This is a genomic window from Streptomyces sp. NPDC028331 (assembly GCF_055565775.1).
Genome location: NZ_JBVHTR010000022.1, coordinates 18,835 through 33,339 on the forward strand (window position 1 = coordinate 18,835; position 14,505 = coordinate 33,339).

11 protein-coding genes, 2 pseudogenes and 1 riboswitch are annotated in these 14,505 nt (G+C 70.4%); of the genes and pseudogenes, 6 read left to right on the forward strand and 7 right to left on the reverse strand.

What is annotated here, in order from left to right:
• Window positions 1-64 precede the first annotated feature (64 nt).
• A riboswitch (cobalamin riboswitch) is annotated at window positions 65-218 on the reverse strand.
• 182 nt (window positions 219-400) lie between these two features.
• Window positions 401-925 carry an AAA family ATPase gene (locus ACZ4SW_RS27815; protein ID WP_468251083.1) on the reverse strand — a complete coding sequence of 175 codons (525 nt, stop codon included), beginning with the start codon at window positions 923-925 and terminating at the stop codon, window positions 401-403.
• Between the two features lie 89 nt (window positions 926-1,014).
• Here ACZ4SW_RS27815 and ACZ4SW_RS27820 point away from each other — a divergent pair, with 89 nt between their 5' ends.
• On the forward strand, window positions 1,015-1,461 hold the full coding sequence (locus tag ACZ4SW_RS27820; protein WP_468251085.1) for a hypothetical protein: 447 nt from the start codon (window positions 1,015-1,017) through the stop codon (window positions 1,459-1,461).
• A 116-nt stretch (window positions 1,462-1,577) separates the two neighbouring features.
• Here the strand turns inward: ACZ4SW_RS27820 and ACZ4SW_RS27825 are convergent.
• The 5 genes and pseudogenes from ACZ4SW_RS27825 to glyA all read right to left on the reverse strand — a co-directional run.
• Window positions 1,578-1,793, reverse strand: a pseudogene (locus ACZ4SW_RS27825) (serine dehydratase beta chain); the annotation flags it as partial.
• The gene (locus ACZ4SW_RS27830; RefSeq protein ID WP_468251087.1) at window positions 1,790-2,386 is read right to left on the reverse strand and encodes a sarcosine oxidase subunit gamma; all 597 of its coding nucleotides are present in this window, start codon (window positions 2,384-2,386) and stop codon (window positions 1,790-1,792) included. The gene ACZ4SW_RS27830 and the pseudogene ACZ4SW_RS27825, both read right to left, overlap by 4 nt.
• A pseudogene (locus tag ACZ4SW_RS27835) lies at window positions 2,376-5,569 on the reverse strand (sarcosine oxidase subunit delta family protein). Before ACZ4SW_RS27835 ends, ACZ4SW_RS27830 begins: the two are co-directional and overlap by 11 nt.
• A 27-nt stretch (window positions 5,570-5,596) precedes the next feature.
• The gene (locus ACZ4SW_RS27840; RefSeq protein ID WP_468251245.1) at window positions 5,597-6,802 is read right to left on the reverse strand and encodes a sarcosine oxidase subunit beta family protein; all 1,206 of its coding nucleotides are present in this window, start codon (window positions 6,800-6,802) and stop codon (window positions 5,597-5,599) included.
• Window positions 6,803-6,888: 86 nt separating this feature from the next.
• Window positions 6,889-8,223: a serine hydroxymethyltransferase gene (glyA, locus tag ACZ4SW_RS27845; RefSeq protein WP_468251089.1), complete on the reverse strand. Its 1,335-nt coding sequence runs from the start codon at window positions 8,221-8,223 to the stop codon at window positions 6,889-6,891.
• Between the two features lie 101 nt (window positions 8,224-8,324).
• Here glyA and ACZ4SW_RS27850 point away from each other — a divergent pair, with 101 nt between their 5' ends.
• The 3 genes from ACZ4SW_RS27850 (at window position 8,325) to ACZ4SW_RS27860 (ending at window position 11,678) form a co-directional block, all read left to right on the forward strand.
• On the forward strand, window positions 8,325-8,978 hold the full coding sequence (locus tag ACZ4SW_RS27850) for a GntR family transcriptional regulator (RefSeq protein ID WP_468251091.1): 654 nt from the start codon (window positions 8,325-8,327) through the stop codon (window positions 8,976-8,978).
• Between the two features lie 568 nt (window positions 8,979-9,546).
• Window positions 9,547-10,245 (forward strand): SDR family oxidoreductase, encoded by a 699-nt coding sequence (locus ACZ4SW_RS27855; protein WP_468251093.1) that lies wholly within the window; start codon window positions 9,547-9,549, stop codon window positions 10,243-10,245.
• Between the two features lie 317 nt (window positions 10,246-10,562).
• Entirely contained in the window at window positions 10,563-11,678 is a 1,116-nt protein-coding gene (locus ACZ4SW_RS27860; RefSeq protein WP_468251247.1) for an FAD-dependent oxidoreductase, read from the forward strand.
• Between the two features lie 16 nt (window positions 11,679-11,694).
• Here ACZ4SW_RS27860 and ACZ4SW_RS27865 read toward each other — a convergent pair whose 3' ends face one another.
• A complete protein-coding gene (locus ACZ4SW_RS27865) occupies window positions 11,695-12,312 on the reverse strand; it encodes a MerR family transcriptional regulator (RefSeq protein WP_468251094.1) in 618 nt (205 codons plus the stop codon).
• 115 nt (window positions 12,313-12,427) lie between these two features.
• Here ACZ4SW_RS27865 and ACZ4SW_RS27870 point away from each other — a divergent pair, with 115 nt between their 5' ends.
• Together ACZ4SW_RS27870 and ACZ4SW_RS27875 are read left to right on the forward strand one after the other, a co-directional pair.
• Window positions 12,428-12,838: a DUF3291 domain-containing protein gene (locus ACZ4SW_RS27870; RefSeq protein ID WP_468251096.1), complete on the forward strand. Its 411-nt coding sequence runs from the start codon at window positions 12,428-12,430 to the stop codon at window positions 12,836-12,838.
• A gap of 68 nt (window positions 12,839-12,906) precedes the next feature.
• A complete protein-coding gene (locus ACZ4SW_RS27875; protein WP_468251098.1) occupies window positions 12,907-14,358 on the forward strand; it encodes an MFS transporter in 1,452 nt (483 codons plus the stop codon).
• Window positions 14,359-14,505: the final 147 nt, after the last annotated feature.

Sequence of the window (14,505 nt, forward strand, 5' to 3'; positions counted from 1 at the left end):
AATCCGTCGACGGGCCGCGTCGAACGCGCGCCGACGGAGACGGATCGCCCTTCCCACGAGGGTCGATGTCGTAGCGCGGCAGGAGGCGACCTGGCTTGGGCCCTGGTTGAGGCGGCCCTCACAGTTGCGGGACAGCGCCGGACTGGCCCGCATGGCACGGGCGTCACCGGCTTCGCTGCCTGACGCGCTGCCGGAAAACCTGCATGACCATGCAGATTTCCGACCGCCGCACACTAGCACGTCGGCCGCTTTCCGGACCGACGCGGTGTCGGGAGGGCAAGCCGCTGCCCGGCGGCTTCAAGCTCGGCATCAACCCCGGACTGGTCGACGCCCACGGCCCGACCGGCCACATAGCAGGCTTGTTGTCATGTACGAGGTTTGACGCCGGAAGGTCGTTCTCTCACCTCTTGACGGCCTCTACGATCTGCTGGGCAGCCTGGGCGGGTGTGAGGTGTGTGGTGTCGACGACCTCCGCTTCGGCGTGCAGCCACGTTCGGGCCGCCTCCGCGTAGGGCTCGAGGTATTGGAGACGGAACGGGGAGTTGGGGCCAAGAACGGTGTCGCGCGCGATGCGCCCGCGGAGGGTCTCCTGGTCGGCATGGAGGACGAAGTGCCGGACGGGAATGGCGTGCTGGGCAAGGCCCGAGCTGATCTCGCGCCAGTACTGCTCGACCAGGATCGTCATGGGCATCACCAGGATGCCGCCGGTGTAGTCGAGGACGCGTCGGGCGGTCTCGACCACGAGGGGCCGCCACGGCGGCCAGTGCTGGAAGTTGTCCGTCGCGGGCAGTCCCGGCTTGATGTCCATGAGTGTCTCGCCGACTTTCTCGGCGTCGAACACCCGTGAGTCCGGGAGCATCCGCTGCACGAGCGCACTGGTCGTCGTCTTGCCGGCGCCGTGGGTGCCGTTGAGCCATACGATCACGAGAATCGAGGCTAGCCCCGACGGGCCGCGGGTGACCGATGGTCTGCGGAAGAAACACGTGTGACAAGCCGAATGCCTCGTTGGCGACAATGACGCTGCCTCAACCGGTCGGGCCGGGATCGTTCTCCTACTATCTGTTCGCCCTGCACGGCGGTGAGGGCACGGACTCCCGCCTGCGCTTCTGGCAGGGTCTGCGCGAGGACTCCGAGCGAGATCCGGAGTGGATGGCCCGGTACTTCAGCCCGTTCACCCTCTACCAGCCGGCCGAGGGCAAGGGCCTGATCATGTGGGGCAGGTCGGAGACGGCGGGCAGGTTCTACTGGCTCGCCGACAGCACGGCCGACCCCGCCACCTGGCCGCTGGTCGCATGGCTGGAATACGGTGAGCAGTGGCACCAGCTCGCCATGTCCGTCCCCGAGTTCATCTACCGGACGATCGCGGACGCCGGGTTCCAGCCGTTCACGGTCGCGGATCCCCAATTCCCCGCGGCCTTCTATCCCGCGGAGGACAAGGCGCCGCACGAGCGACCGGAGTGAGGCGGCGGCCGACCGGCCGACCGCGACCGCGTACCGGGAACGAGCGACCGGGCCCCGCCATCGCGGCGGGGCCCGGTCCTTTGCCGCAATCCGCGCCGTTGCGCGGGGTTCGGCCAGAGCCCCTGCAAGACGACCCCGGGTTGGCCCGCCGGCCCGTGCCCGGTGGCGCCCAGCGAGCCGAACAGCTCGACACGTACGTGGCTCGTCTCCTCCAGCAGGCCGTCCTGCTCCAGGGCGTACGCGAAGGAGTGCGCAGCACGCATGGGGCCGACGGTGTGGGAGCTGGAGGGGCCGATGCCGACCTTGAACATGTCGAAGACGCTGATGCTCATCCGGTGCTTCCCCGGTACTCCGTGCAGGCGTCGAGCAGCCAGGTGGCGAGGTAGGACGCGAACGAGGCGCGCACCAGCAGCCAGACGCTGGACGCTCCTTCTCCTCGCACCACGAGGGTGACCGGCGCCTGGGCCAGCAGCGTGGTCGGGCAGGAACCGACGGGTGTCACCCGGGGATCCAGATCGATGGCACAACCGTGCGCCAGTACCTTGCGGACGAGGTGCCCCGACAGGGCCAGCGTGGTGCGCTGCGCGGAGACGTCGGTGACGGTGGCGAAGTCGTCCTCACCGATGGCCGAACGCAGCCGAGTGAGAAGGTCCTGCCGCCGGCCGTCGGGAGCCACCAGCAGCCATTCGTCCGGGCCCATCCACAGTGCCTTGACGTCGCCCGACATCTCGGCGCGCACCGGGCCCGGCAGCGTGATGTCGAGGCAGGCCTCGACGGCCTTCGCCGCAGGACTGCCGGGCTCCACCCGCAGGGTGAGCTGGGTCAGGAAGGGCAGTTCCCGCACCTGCAGACCGGTCGGCAACTGCGCGAAGCTGTCGTGCCATGCGGCCAGGGGGCTGAAGCGGGTGGGCGTCTCAACCGTCACGGCGAGTTCCCTCCTTGTCGAAGAGCACGGGGTCGGTCACGGTGACGGGGACGGTCCGGCCGTCCAGGGGGACGTAGAGGGTTTCGCCGATGCGCTGGGTCCCCGAGCGCACCAGAGCCAGGGCGAACGTCCGTTGCAGGGCGTCGCTGCGGTAGCTGGAGGTGACGTGGCCCAGCATGGGGACCGGTGGCTCCGGAATGCTGCTGGTGGCGATGATCTGGGCGCCTTCCGGCAGCAGGACCCGCTCGTCGGCCGGCAGCAGACCCACCAGTTGCTTGCGGTCGTCGCGCTGGTTCTCCGCACGGGCGAAGGACCGCTTGCCGATGAAGTCCGGCTTCTTCTTGGACACGACCCATGACATGCCCAGGTCCTGCGGGGTGACGGTGCCGTCGGTGTCCTGCCCGATGATCGGGTAGGCCTTCTCCGCGCGCAGCACGTGCATGGTCTCGGTGCCGTACGGGGTGATGCCGAACGGGCTGCCGGCCGCGTGGAGGGCCTTCCACACCGTGATGCCGTACCAGGCGGGCACGTTGATCTCGTAGGCGAGTTCGCCGGAGAAGCTGATGCGGCACACGCGCGCCGACACGCCGGCGACCGTGGTGTCCTGCCAGGACATGAAGGGGAAGGCGTCGTTACTGACGTCCAGGTCCGGGGCCACCAGGGCCAGTACGTCGCGGGAGCGGGGGCCGACCAGGGGGATCGTCACCCAGTGCTCGGTGACGGAGGTGAGGTGCACGCGCAGGTCGGGCCACTCCGTCTGCAGCCACTCCTCCATCCATTCGAGGATCTTGGCCGCGTTGCCGGTGGTCGTGGTCAGCAGGAACTCCTGCTCGGCCACCCGGATCACGGTGCCGTCGTCGATGGCCATGCCGTCCACGCCGCACATCACGCCGTAGCGGACCCGGCCCACCTTCAGCGTGCTCATCATGTTCGTGTAGAGCCGGTCCAGCAGTACGCCGGCGTCCGGGCCCTGCACGGTGATCTTGCCCAGCGTGGAGCCGTCCATCATCGCGACGCCGGTGCGGGCGGCCCGGCACTCGCGCAGCACGGCCTCCTCCATGGTCTCGTCCGCCCTGGGGTAGTACCAGGGGCGCTTCCACTGGCCGACGTCCTCGAACAGGGCGCCGTGCTCGACGTGCCAGGGATGCAGCGCGGTCACCCGTACCGGGTCGAACAGCTCGCCGCGGTTGCGGCCCGCGAGGGCGGCGAAGGCCACCGGCACGGCGGGCGGACGCAGGCGCATGGTGCCGAGGTCGGCGACGTCCACCCCGAGCGCCTCGGCGACGATGCCCGAGGTCATCACGCCGGACGTGCGGCCCTGGTCGTGGGCGGTGCCGATCGTGGTGTAGCGCTTGACGTGCTCCACCGACTTCAGGCCCGCCCCGGTCGCCCGCAGCACGTCGGAGACGGTGGCGTCGCGCTGCAGGTCGACGAACTGGTGCGAGCCGTCCTGACCGTCGTGACCGTCCTGCGGGCTCGGCACCCGCCAGAGCACCCGGGTGGGCGCTGCGTCCGGGAGCGGGGCGGCGGCCGGCAGGGCGATCGTCTGGCCGGTCCGGCCGAGGGCCGCCAGGGCCTGCCGTGCGGCGTCCACGCCGTCGGTGAGACAGCCGGCCAGGGTGAACGTCCCGGTCGCCGAGCCCGCCGTACGGACGCCGTCCAGGTCCCGGGCGGGTACGAAGGCGCCGATCCCGGCGTCATAGCGGAGGCTGCCGCGGGCCTGGCTGAAGAGGGCCACGGCCGGGTTCCAGCCGCCGGAGACCAGCAGCAGATCGCAGTCGATGCCCTGCCGGTTCCCGAGGCGGCCCTGGCCGAAGGGGGCGATGTGGGCGCGGGAGACGCGTTCGGTGCCGCTGGTGCCGGTGACGACGTGGCCCGCGTGTACGTCGATGCCGCGTTCGCCGCAGGCGGCGCGCCAGTGCGCCGGCACCTCCTCGCGGGCGTCGGTCACCGCCGCGATCCGCACGCCCGCGTCGGCCAGTTCGAGTGCCGCCGGATAGGCGCTGTCGTTCGTGGTGAACACGACGGCCCGCCGCCCGGGAAGTACGCCGAAGCGGTTGAGGTAGGTGCGCGCCGAGCCGGCCAGCATGATGCCGGGGCGGTCGTTGTCGTCGAACGCGACCGGGCGCTCGTAGGCACCGGTTGCGTACACGACCTGCTTGGCGCGGATGCGCCAGATCCGCTGCCGCGAGATGTGGGCGGGGGCCGCGGCACCGAGGTGGTCCGTGCGCTTCTCCAGGGCCAGGACGAGTCCGTCGTCGTAGTGGCCGAACGCGGTGGTGCGCTGCAGCACCTGCACATCCGCGCAGGCCTCGAGCTCGGTGACGACCTCGCCGACCCACTCGGTCGCGGGCCTGCCGTCGAGCAGCTCCCGGCTGCCGAGCAACGACCCGCCGGGCTGCGGGAGTTCGTCGACCAGGATCACGCGGGCTCCGGCACGGGCGGCGCCCAGCGCGGCGGCCAGTCCCGCAGGGCCGGCACCGACGACCAGGACGTCGCAGTGGGCGTGCATGGTGTCGTAGCGGGCCGTGTCCGGCTGGCTGCTGAGCCGGCCCTGGCCGGAAAGGCCCCGGGCGACCAGGCCCTCGTACAGCTCCACGGTGGTGGCCGTCAGCATCGGCTCGGGGAAGGGGGCCTCGATCTGCACGAGCGCGTTGGGCTCTTCGACTCCGGCGGCCAGGATGCCGCGCGGCCGTCCGTACTTGATGCTGCCGGCCACGTGGTGCACGCCGTTGGCCAGCAGGGCCGAGGCGAGCGTGTCGCCGGGGTGGCCGGTGTAGGTGGTGCCGTCGAAGGTGAAGGAGAGCGTGGAGCCGCGGTCGATGTGACCGTGGCCAAAGGCGCGGAACGGGTTGTTCATCGGCTGGTCTCCTGGCCCTTGCGCTGCTGTGCGGCGGGTGTGGTGCTCGTGGCGAGGGGGTGCGCGGCACGGATCTCGTAGACCGCGAGGAACTCGTGCGTGGCGGTGTCGCGCAGGGCGTTGAACCAGCGTCGGCAGCCGGCCGCGTGCACCCACCGCTCGGCGAACGGGCCCTTGGGGTTGTCGCGGAAGAAGACGTACTGGGCCCACTGCTCGTCGTTGAGCGCGTAGGGGTCCTCGGGGTAGGCGACATGTGCCTGGCCGCCGTAGTGGAACTCGATTTCCTCGCGCTCACCGCACCAGGGGCAGGCTATGAGCTGCATGTGGGTTCTCCTTGGCTGGGGCGGTGGTCAGTGGGCGACGGCGGCCGCGCCGTGCTCGTCGACCAGGGCGCCGGTGGTGAAGCGGGAGAGGGTGAAGGGCGCGTTGTAGGGGTGCGGTTCACCCGTGGCGATGGTGTGCGCGAAGCACCAGCCGACGCCCGGTGTCGCCTTGAAGCCGCCGGTGCCCCAGCCGCAGTTGAGGTAGAGGTCCTGGACGGGGGTCAGGCCGACGATGGGCGAGGCGTCCGGGGTGACGTCGACGATGCCGGCCCAGGTGCGCAGCATGTGGGCGCGCGCGAAGACGGGGAAGAGTTCCAGCGCGGCGGCCATCTGGCGCTCCAGGATGTGGAACGCGCCCCGCTGGCCGTAGCCGTTGTAGCTGTCGATGCCGGCGCCCATGACCAGTTCGCCCTTGTGGGCCTGGGAGACGTACACGTGCACGGCGTTCGACATCACCACGGTCGGGTGCACCGGTTCGAGCAGCTCCGAGACCAGGGCCTGCAGCGGATGGCTCTGCAGCGGCAGCCGCAGGCCGGCCATGGCGGCCAGCACCGAGGAGTGGCCCGCGCCCGCGAGCGCGACCTTCCCCGCGGCGATGGTGCCGCGCGTGGTCCGCACGCCGCGCACGCGGCCGCCCTGGATGTCCAGGCCGGTGACCTCGCAGTCCTGGATCAGGTCGATGCCGTAGTCGTCGGCCCTGCGGGCGAAGCCCCAGGCCACGTAGTCGTGCTTGGCGATGCCCGCGCGCGGCTGGTAGGTGGCGCCGAGCACCGGGTAACGCACGTCGGGGGAGATGTTGACGATGGGGCAGACCTTGGCGACCTCGTCCGGCTCCAGCCACTCGGCGTCGATGCCGTTGAGCTGGTTGGCATAGACGCGGCGCTTGCTGTCGCGGATGTCCTGCAGGCTGTGGGCGAGGTTCAGTACGCCGCGCTGGCTGAAGAGGATCGGGTAGTCGAGGTCCTCCTCCAGGGTCTCCCACAGCTTCAGGGAGTGCTCGTAGATGCCGGAGCTCTCGTCCCAGAGGTAGTTGGAGCGGATGATGGTGGTGTTGCGGGCCATGTTGCCGCCCGCGAGCCAGCCCTTCTCCAGCACGGCGACATTGGTGATGCCGTGGTTCTTGGCCAGGTAGTAGGCGGTGGCCAGGCCGTGTCCGCCGCCGCCGACGATGACGACGTCGTAGGACGGCTTGGGGTCGGGGTTGCGCCACAGGAAGTCCGGGTGGTCGGGCAGGACGTCGCCGGGCCCGGCAGAGGGGCGCGAAGCTCGATTGAGGGTGGTGGGAGACGGGCGGGCGGCAGAGTTTTCGTACGGGTGCGTCACTGGGCACCTTCCTGGGCCGCGAGCTGCGGGTCGAGGGGGTACAGCGGGAAGCGGTCCGTCAGGACCTTCACGCGTGCGCGCAGGGCGGCGGCCGCCTGGTCGTCGAAGCCCGGCAGGAACGCCGTGGCGACGATGTCGGCGACCTCCGTGAACTCCTCGGCGCCGAAGCCTCGGGCGGCCAGGGCCGGGGTGCCGATGCGGACACCGGAACTGACCATCGGCGGGCGGGGGTCGAAGGGGACGGCATTGCGGTTGACGGTGATGCCGATCCGGTGCAGCCGGTCCTCGGCCTGCTTGCCGTCGAGTGCGGAATGGCGCAGGTCCACCAGGACCAGGTGGACGTCGGTGCCTCCGGTCAGCACGCTGACTCCGGCCGCCTTGGTGTCCTCGGCCAGCAGCCGCTCGGCCAGGATCGCCGCTCCTTCCAGCGTGCGGCGCTGACGGTCCGCGAACTCCGGCTGGGCGGCCATCTTGAAGGCCACGGCCTTCGCCGCGATGACGTGTTCGAGGGGGCCGCCCTGCTGGCCGGGGAAGACCGAGGAGTTGATCTTCTTGGCGAGGTCGGCGGTGGACAGGATCACGCCGCCGCGGGGACCGCCGAGCGTCTTGTGGGTGGTGGTGGTCACCACGTGCGCGTGCGGCACGGGGGAGGGGTGCAGGCCGGCGGCGACCAGGCCCGCGAAGTGGGCCATGTCGACCATCAGGTAGGCGCCGACCTCGTCCGCGATGCGCCGGAACTCCGCGAAGTCGAGGTGGCGGGGGTAGGCCGACCAGCCGGCCACGATCAGCTTCGGCCGGTGCTCGTGGGCGAGCTTGCGGACCTGCTCCATGTCGATGCGGTGGTCGTGCTCGCTGACCTGATAGGCGGCCACCTTGTACAGGCGTCCGGAGAAATTGAGCCGCATGCCGTGGGTGAGGTGGCCGCCGTGAGCGAGGTCCAGGCCCAGGATCGTGTCGCCGGGCTGCAGCAGGGCGGCCATGACGGCCGCGTTGGCCTGCGCGCCGGAGTGGGGCTGCACATTGGCGGCCTCGGCTCCGAACAGCTGCTTGATGCGGTCGATCGCGATCTGCTCGATGGCGTCGACGTGCTCGCAGCCGCCGTAGTAGCGGCGTCCGGGGTAGCCCTCGGCGTACTTGTTGGTCAGCACCGAGCCCTGGGCCTGCATGACCGCGAGCGGTGCGAAGTTCTCGCTCGCGATCATCTCCAGGGTGCCGCGCTGCCGGGCCAGCTCCGCCTCGATCGCCGTGGCGATCTCGGGATCGAAGTCGTCGAGCTGAGCGCTGAGCACCGCGGACCGGGCCGCTCGCTGGTCGGGGATGTGGGAAGTCATGGAAGGTCCCTGGTGAGCGACTGAGAGGCGACTGATATATCAATCTGCTGTTGCGCTACGCTAAGAGGGCGAATCGGGTCGCGTCAAGGGAGGGCTGCACGGTGAGTGGGTCGACCGTCGCTGGTCAGGGCGATGGAACGCTGGCTGACCAGGCCTACCGTGCCATCTCGGACCGTCTGGTGACCCTCCGGATCCGCCCCGGCGAGCCCATCAACGACGAGCGGATCGCCGCCGAACTCGGCTTCGGGCGCACTCCGGTCCGGGAGGCCCTCAAGCGGCTGGAGAACGAGCGCCTCATCGTGGCCTACCCCCGGCGCGGAACCTTCGCCACCGAGGTGCAGATCGCCGATCTCGGCCACATCTCGGAAGTCCGTAAGCGGCTCGAGCCGCTCGCCGCGAGCCTGGCGGCCGAGCGCGCCGGCGACGGTGACCGCGCAGGTCTCGAACGGTTGCTGGTACAGCTGGCGGACGCATCCGACGGCGGTGCGGATCTGATTCGGCTGGACATGGCCGTGCACCGCGCCATCTACGCCGCGACCCGGAATCCGTACCTCGAGGACACCATGATCAGGTACGACAACCTGGCCACGCGGATCTGGTGCCTGTTCCTCGACCGGCTCCCGGGCCTCGCGGGCCACGTCCACGAGCACGGCCCCCTGCTGCGCGCCGTCATCGACGGCGATGTGGAGAAGGCCGGAGCCCTTGCCGCGGGGCACGTGGAAGGGTTCGAGGCGGCGATCCGCAGCGTCATCTGACGCTCGTCCCGTTCGGAGAGGTCTCGCCCGCACGACGGCGAGGTGTGCCGTGCGGCCTGCACCCGTGAAAGCGGCGGAGGTGCGCCGCCTCGCGACCGCGCTGCGGGCACGGCGGTCAGTCGTCGGCCGAGAAGGCGGACGCGGCCGCCGTCGGCATGGGAGTCGTCGCGCCGGGGGCCGGCCTCGGTCTGCTCCACAAGCGCGGTGGCGCCCGGCCGGAGCGTGCCTGACGGACACGCGACTGTGGCACCTGGGGCCAGAAGTCAACAGAGGTGGTCGGGGCCCCGTCATTCACTCCGCGTGCGCGCCACCAGGCTCGGCAAGCCGGCATCCGACGAGACCGGCAAGTACCGCTTGCAGGTGGCGGAGATCCGTATCGGGTAGCACGGCCGGAGGGGGGTGTCCTGCAGTCCTATCAACGACTCAACTGATCGGCAGGGCACTGCCCGACTCCTGATCCACAGTCAGGAGCAGAGCCGTCGGAGAAGGCCAGGAGCGAGCGTCGAAGATCGCTGGGTATAGTGCAGGCGCTTTGCCCCGATGACCCCGCCGCCGAGGAGGCCGTCCCATGGACCCCGTCACGCTGATCACCGGTGGCTCGACCGGAATCGGCGCCGCCACCGCCCGCGCCCTGCTCAAACAGGGCCACCGCGTGGCCGTCACCGGACGCGACGCGGGCAAGCTGGCCGCCTTCGCCACCACCGCGGAGGCGGGCGAGCGGCTGCTGACGATCACCGGCGACGCCGGCGAAGCGGATGACGTCGCCGCTGCCGTCCGCCACGTGCTGGACACCTGGGGCCGGCTGGACAACGTCATAGCCAACGCTGGTTTCTCCCTGCCCGGCAACCTGGAGACCCACGCCCCTGAGGACATGCGCGCCATGATCCTCACCAACGTCCTGGGCCCCGCCCTGCTGATCCAGGAGACCCTGCCCCACCTGAGGACCTCCAAGGGCCGAATCGTGATCATCGGCTCGGTCGCCGGCGTCCGCCACACCCCCGGCAACCTCTACTCCGTCACCAAGTGGGCCGCCCACGCCCTCGCCGAGAACACCCGCCTCCTGGTCGGCCAGGACGGAGTCGGCGTCACCGTTGTCGCCCCCGGCATCGTGGACACCCCCTTCTGGCACGCCCGCGGCGGCACCCCCGAGGCAGCCGCCACGATGACCGCCGAGCAGATCGCGGACACGATTGTGTTCGCCGTCAACCAGCCCGCGGGCGTGGACATCAACCACATCACGATGCGGCCGACGGGGCAGGTCGGCTGAGGTAGAACTCCCAAGCGTCGTACGGGGAGGTGCCTTTGGCTCCGCCAAGCACGGTGTTGCGCGGGCCGCGGGCGCCTTCGGATCTGGGTCGCCACCTCGCGGCGTTCCTAAGCACCGTTAGCGTCGTTGCCTTGATCACCTGCCTTTGGACTTGAGGTCATCTCACAACGCAAGGGGACGGTGGGCCAGAGCCTGATCGACCGCCTCTGCCGCTGTCGGATTCCGGTTCTCGGGGCGGAAGATCAAGTCGCTCGCATATCCGCTGGGACAGGCAAGAGCCCGACGACGGCCGCATCCTGGGCCTGGACACCGCGTTCATCGTCTTCAACCGCCTGGCCTACCCGACCATGACGCCGGTCTTCGACGAACTCGGTGTGGAGATGGTCGTCCACCCCGGCGGGTTCAACTTCTTCGACCTGGACTCCGGTCTGGAGTACGGCACGCGCGAACTGGACCTCACCGAGGAGGAGGTGGCCACCCGCTACGCGGCGACCCCGGAGTTCCTGCCGGTATGGCGCGAGGTCCGGCGCTTCCACGCCGAGGGCCGGAAGGACTTCCTGCGCGGCCGCGCCGAAATCCCGATGGGGGAGTACCTCGACCGGGGCGGCTACGGCGCGGAGTTCCGCCGCTCCTACCTCATCCTGCTCTGCTCGGCGGTGTGGTCGGTGCCCGCCGAGCGGATCTGGGAGATGCCGGCCGCCACCGTGATCGCGTTCTTCATGGGCCACGACGAAGGCGGCCTCGGCGGCCGCCGGGTCGACTGGCGCACCGTGGGCGGCGGTTCGATCAGCTATGTGCGCAAGGCGATCGCCGCCATCGGCCCGGAGATCCGCACCGGGGAGCCGGTCACCTCGGTCGTCCAGGAGGCGGACGGAGTCACCGTCACCGCCGCGCGCGGCAGCGAGCGCTACGACTACGCGGTGCTCGGCGCGTACGCCGACGAGTCCCTGGCGGTGCTGCGCCACCCCACCGAGCACCAGCGCACCGTGCTCTCCACTGTGCGCTACAACCCCTCCGACGTGGTGCTGCACACCGACGCCTCGGTCATCTCCGGGAACCGCGAGCGCTGGGAGTCCTGGAACTACGGCAAGGCCGAGGTGGATGGTGAGGCCCGCACCTACGTCGTGTACTACCTCAACAAGCTGCACGACTTCACCTCGCAGCGGGACTACTTCGTCACCCTGGACTACCCGCGCGAGCTCGACCCGGAGAAGGTGATCGCCCGCTTCCGCTACACCCACCCCATCCTGGACGGCGCGGTACGGGCCTTGCAGCAGGACATGTACCGGGTGAACGAGGGCACCCGGGTCAAGCTGTGCGGCTCCTACTTCCACTCCAGGAAGCTGGGCGTGGACCAGATCGGCTCGCACGAGGCCGCCTGGGCCTCCGGCAAGGAGGCGGCGGTCCAGTTGCTGGCCGATCTGGACGGCTGAGCGCACGCGACGGGCGCTACTCCTTGTGGCGCTGCGCGGACTCGTGTTCCTGGGCGAGCCTGCGCAGCGCCATCAGCGAGGGCTCCAGCAGGGTGGTGAGGACGACGGCGCGCTCGGCCAGCTCCAAAGGGTCCGTCACCCCGTCCAGTTGGTCGAGATCCAGGCGGGCGGTCTCCTCGGCCAGCCGGGCGTAGGGGAGCAGGGCGTGCCAGTCGAGAGCCATCCCGAACTGCTGCAGGCTGGCCAGGGTCTCGGCCAGTACGCCGCGCGCGGGGGCGTCCTTGTGTACCTGCCAGCCCAGCTCATGGATCAGCGCGTCCACCGCGGCGAGCTGTTCGGACTCCTCGGTGGGCGCCTCCGAGAGCCGGATCGCGCCGAGGGCCAGACCGAGCACGAGGTGCGGGGAGGACTGTTCCTCGGAGAGGGCTCCCAGCACCTGCCGGGTGGCCTCCACGGAGAGTCCGCGCATCCCGATCAGCGCTCTGATCAGACGCAGCCGGCGCAGGTGCTGCTCGTCGTACTCGGCCTGGGTCGCCGAGGTCAGGCGGCCGGCCGGCAGCAGTTCCTCGCGGATGTAGAACTTGATCGTGGGCACGGAGACCCCACTCTTCCGGCTCAGTTCCGAGATTCGCATCGGGCTCGCTTCCTTCTGGCCATTCGATAGTTCTACTGTCTATCATCGATAGTGGCACTGTCCAATGTGGCCGCGGGCGGCGTCCGCAACAGGCCCCTCCCAGGAAGACACAGTCATGCCCACACTTCCCTGGACCACCCCGAACGCGCCGCGGCCCGGCCTCGCCACCGCGCTGGTCATGGCCTCCCGCCTGGAGGTGCGTTCGCTGAAAGACGTGCCGCGGTTCTTCCTCCGCTCCCTCGTGGCCTGGAAGCAGGTCCGCGGCGCCCAGGGGGCCCTCGGCGCCTCGCTCATCGCGGATCCGCTGCGCCGTACCTTCTGGACCCTCTCCGCCTGGGAGAGCCGCGAGCAGCTCTACGCCTACGCCAAGACCGAACCGCACAACTCGATCATGAAGGGGTTGCGGCCCGCCATGCGCCACTCGGTCTTCACCTTCTGGGAGGTCCCGGTCGGCGAGCTGCCGATCGCCTGGAGCGACGCCAAGCGCCGCCTCGCCGAGCAGCAGGCCGCCGAATCCCGTTCCTGAACAGCCGCCAGCACAGACCGTCCATCCCGTTCGCCTCCCCTGGCGAACCCGCCGAGGAGAGACCCTCCATGACCAAGCCCGATACCCGGTCGGTGCCGCTGTGGCTGTCGATCGTGGCCTCCAGCGTCCCGATGTTCATGGTCGCGCTGGACAACCTGGTCGTCTCGACCGCGCTGCACACGCTGGCCGTGAAGCTCGACGCCTCCACCCAGGACCTGCAGTGGTTCGTCAACGCCTACGTGCTCAGCTTCGCCTGCCTGCTGCTCACCGCGGCCGCGCTCGGCGACCGCTTCGGCCGCCGCCGGGTCTTCATGCTCGGCATCACCCTCTTCACCCTCGCCTCCATCGCCTGCGGCCTCGCCACCACCAGCGGTGAGCTGATCGCCGCCCGCGCCGTGCAGGGCATCGGGGCCTCCGCCGTGATGCCGCTCTCGCTCACCCTGCTCTCCCAGGCCGTCCCGGCCCGCAAGCGGGGCCTGGCGCTGGGACTGTGGTCCGGCATCAGCGGCCTGGCCGTGGCCATGGGCCCGGTGGTCGGCGGCGCGGTGGTGGACGGCCTGGACTGGCAGTGGATCTTCTGGGTCAACGTGCCGGTGGGCATCGTGGCCGTGCCGCTGATCCGCTTCGTGCTGCAGGAGAGCCGGCTGGAGGGCGCGAGCCTGGACCTGCCGGGCATGCTGCTGGCCGCCGCCGCGCTGCTCGCCGCGGTCTGGGGCATCGTGCACGGCTCCACCGACGGCTGGACGTCCGGCACCGTGCTCGGCGCGTTCGCCGCCGGATTCGTGCTGCTCGTCCTCTTCCTGCTCTGGGAACGCCGCACCGCGCAGCCGATGCTGCCGCTCTCCTTCTACCGGGTGCGCGCCTTCACCCTCACCAACATCGTCTCCGCCAGCATGTACTTCGGTGTCTTCGGCTCGCTCTTCCTGCTCGCCCAGTACCTGCAGATCGCCCCGCCGCGCACCCCGCTGGAGGCCGGTGTGCGGACCCTGGCCTGGACGCTGATGCCGATGTTCGTCGCCCCCGTCGCCGGGATGCTGACCATCAAGGTCGGCGGCGGGCGGCTGATGGCCCTCGGCCTCTTCCTCCAGGGCGCCGGACTGGCCTGGATCAACCTGATCGCCGGCACCGACACCTCCTACGCGACCCTCGTCGCGCCGATGGTGGTCTCCGGCATCGGCATGGGCTTCGTCTTCGCGCCCACCGCGGCCGTGGTGCTGGGCTCGGTCGGCCCGGAGTACGCGGGCAAGGCCTCCGGAGCCAACACCACCGTCCGCGAGGTGGGCGGCGCGCTCGGCATCGCCGTGCTGAGCACCGTCTTCGACGGCCACGGGAACACGGCGTCACCCATCTCCTTCGTCCACGGCCTGCACCCTGCCGTGTGGGTGGGCGTCGGGGTGGTGCTCGCCGGCGCGCTGTGCGCCCTCGGCATCCCCCGCCAGACCCAGCCCGCCGAGGCCCCGGCGGCCGAGTCCGAGGCAGCCGCCACCGAAGCCGACCGCACCGCGGCGGCCACCGCCTGACCGAGACATCACCCGACCGTCCATCCCCGACCGGCGGGGGGGGGGGGGAAACCCAGGGGGCCACACCACCCCCAGCCCCAAAGGGGAAAGGGGAACCCCCCTAACAAACAGGGGAGAACCCCCCCCCCCAACAAAAAAAAAACCCCC

Bases quoted from the DNA above. Each gene is read 5' to 3' on its own strand.
- glyA (WP_468251089.1), bottom strand. From the start codon at position 8,223: ATGACTTCCCACATCCCCGACCAGCGAGCGGCCCGGTCCGCGGTGCTC.
- ACZ4SW_RS27855 (WP_468251093.1), top strand. From the start codon at position 9,547: ATGGACCCCGTCACGCTGATCACCGGTGGCTCGACCGGAATCGGCGCC.
- ACZ4SW_RS27875 (WP_468251098.1), top strand. From the start codon at position 12,907: ATGACCAAGCCCGATACCCGGTCGGTGCCGCTGTGGCTGTCGATCGTG.
- ACZ4SW_RS27820 (WP_468251085.1), top strand. From the start codon at position 1,015: ATGACGCTGCCTCAACCGGTCGGGCCGGGATCGTTCTCCTACTATCTG.
- ACZ4SW_RS27865 (WP_468251094.1), bottom strand. From the start codon at position 12,312: ATGCGAATCTCGGAACTGAGCCGGAAGAGTGGGGTCTCCGTGCCCACG.
- ACZ4SW_RS27870 (WP_468251096.1), top strand. From the start codon at position 12,428: ATGCCCACACTTCCCTGGACCACCCCGAACGCGCCGCGGCCCGGCCTC.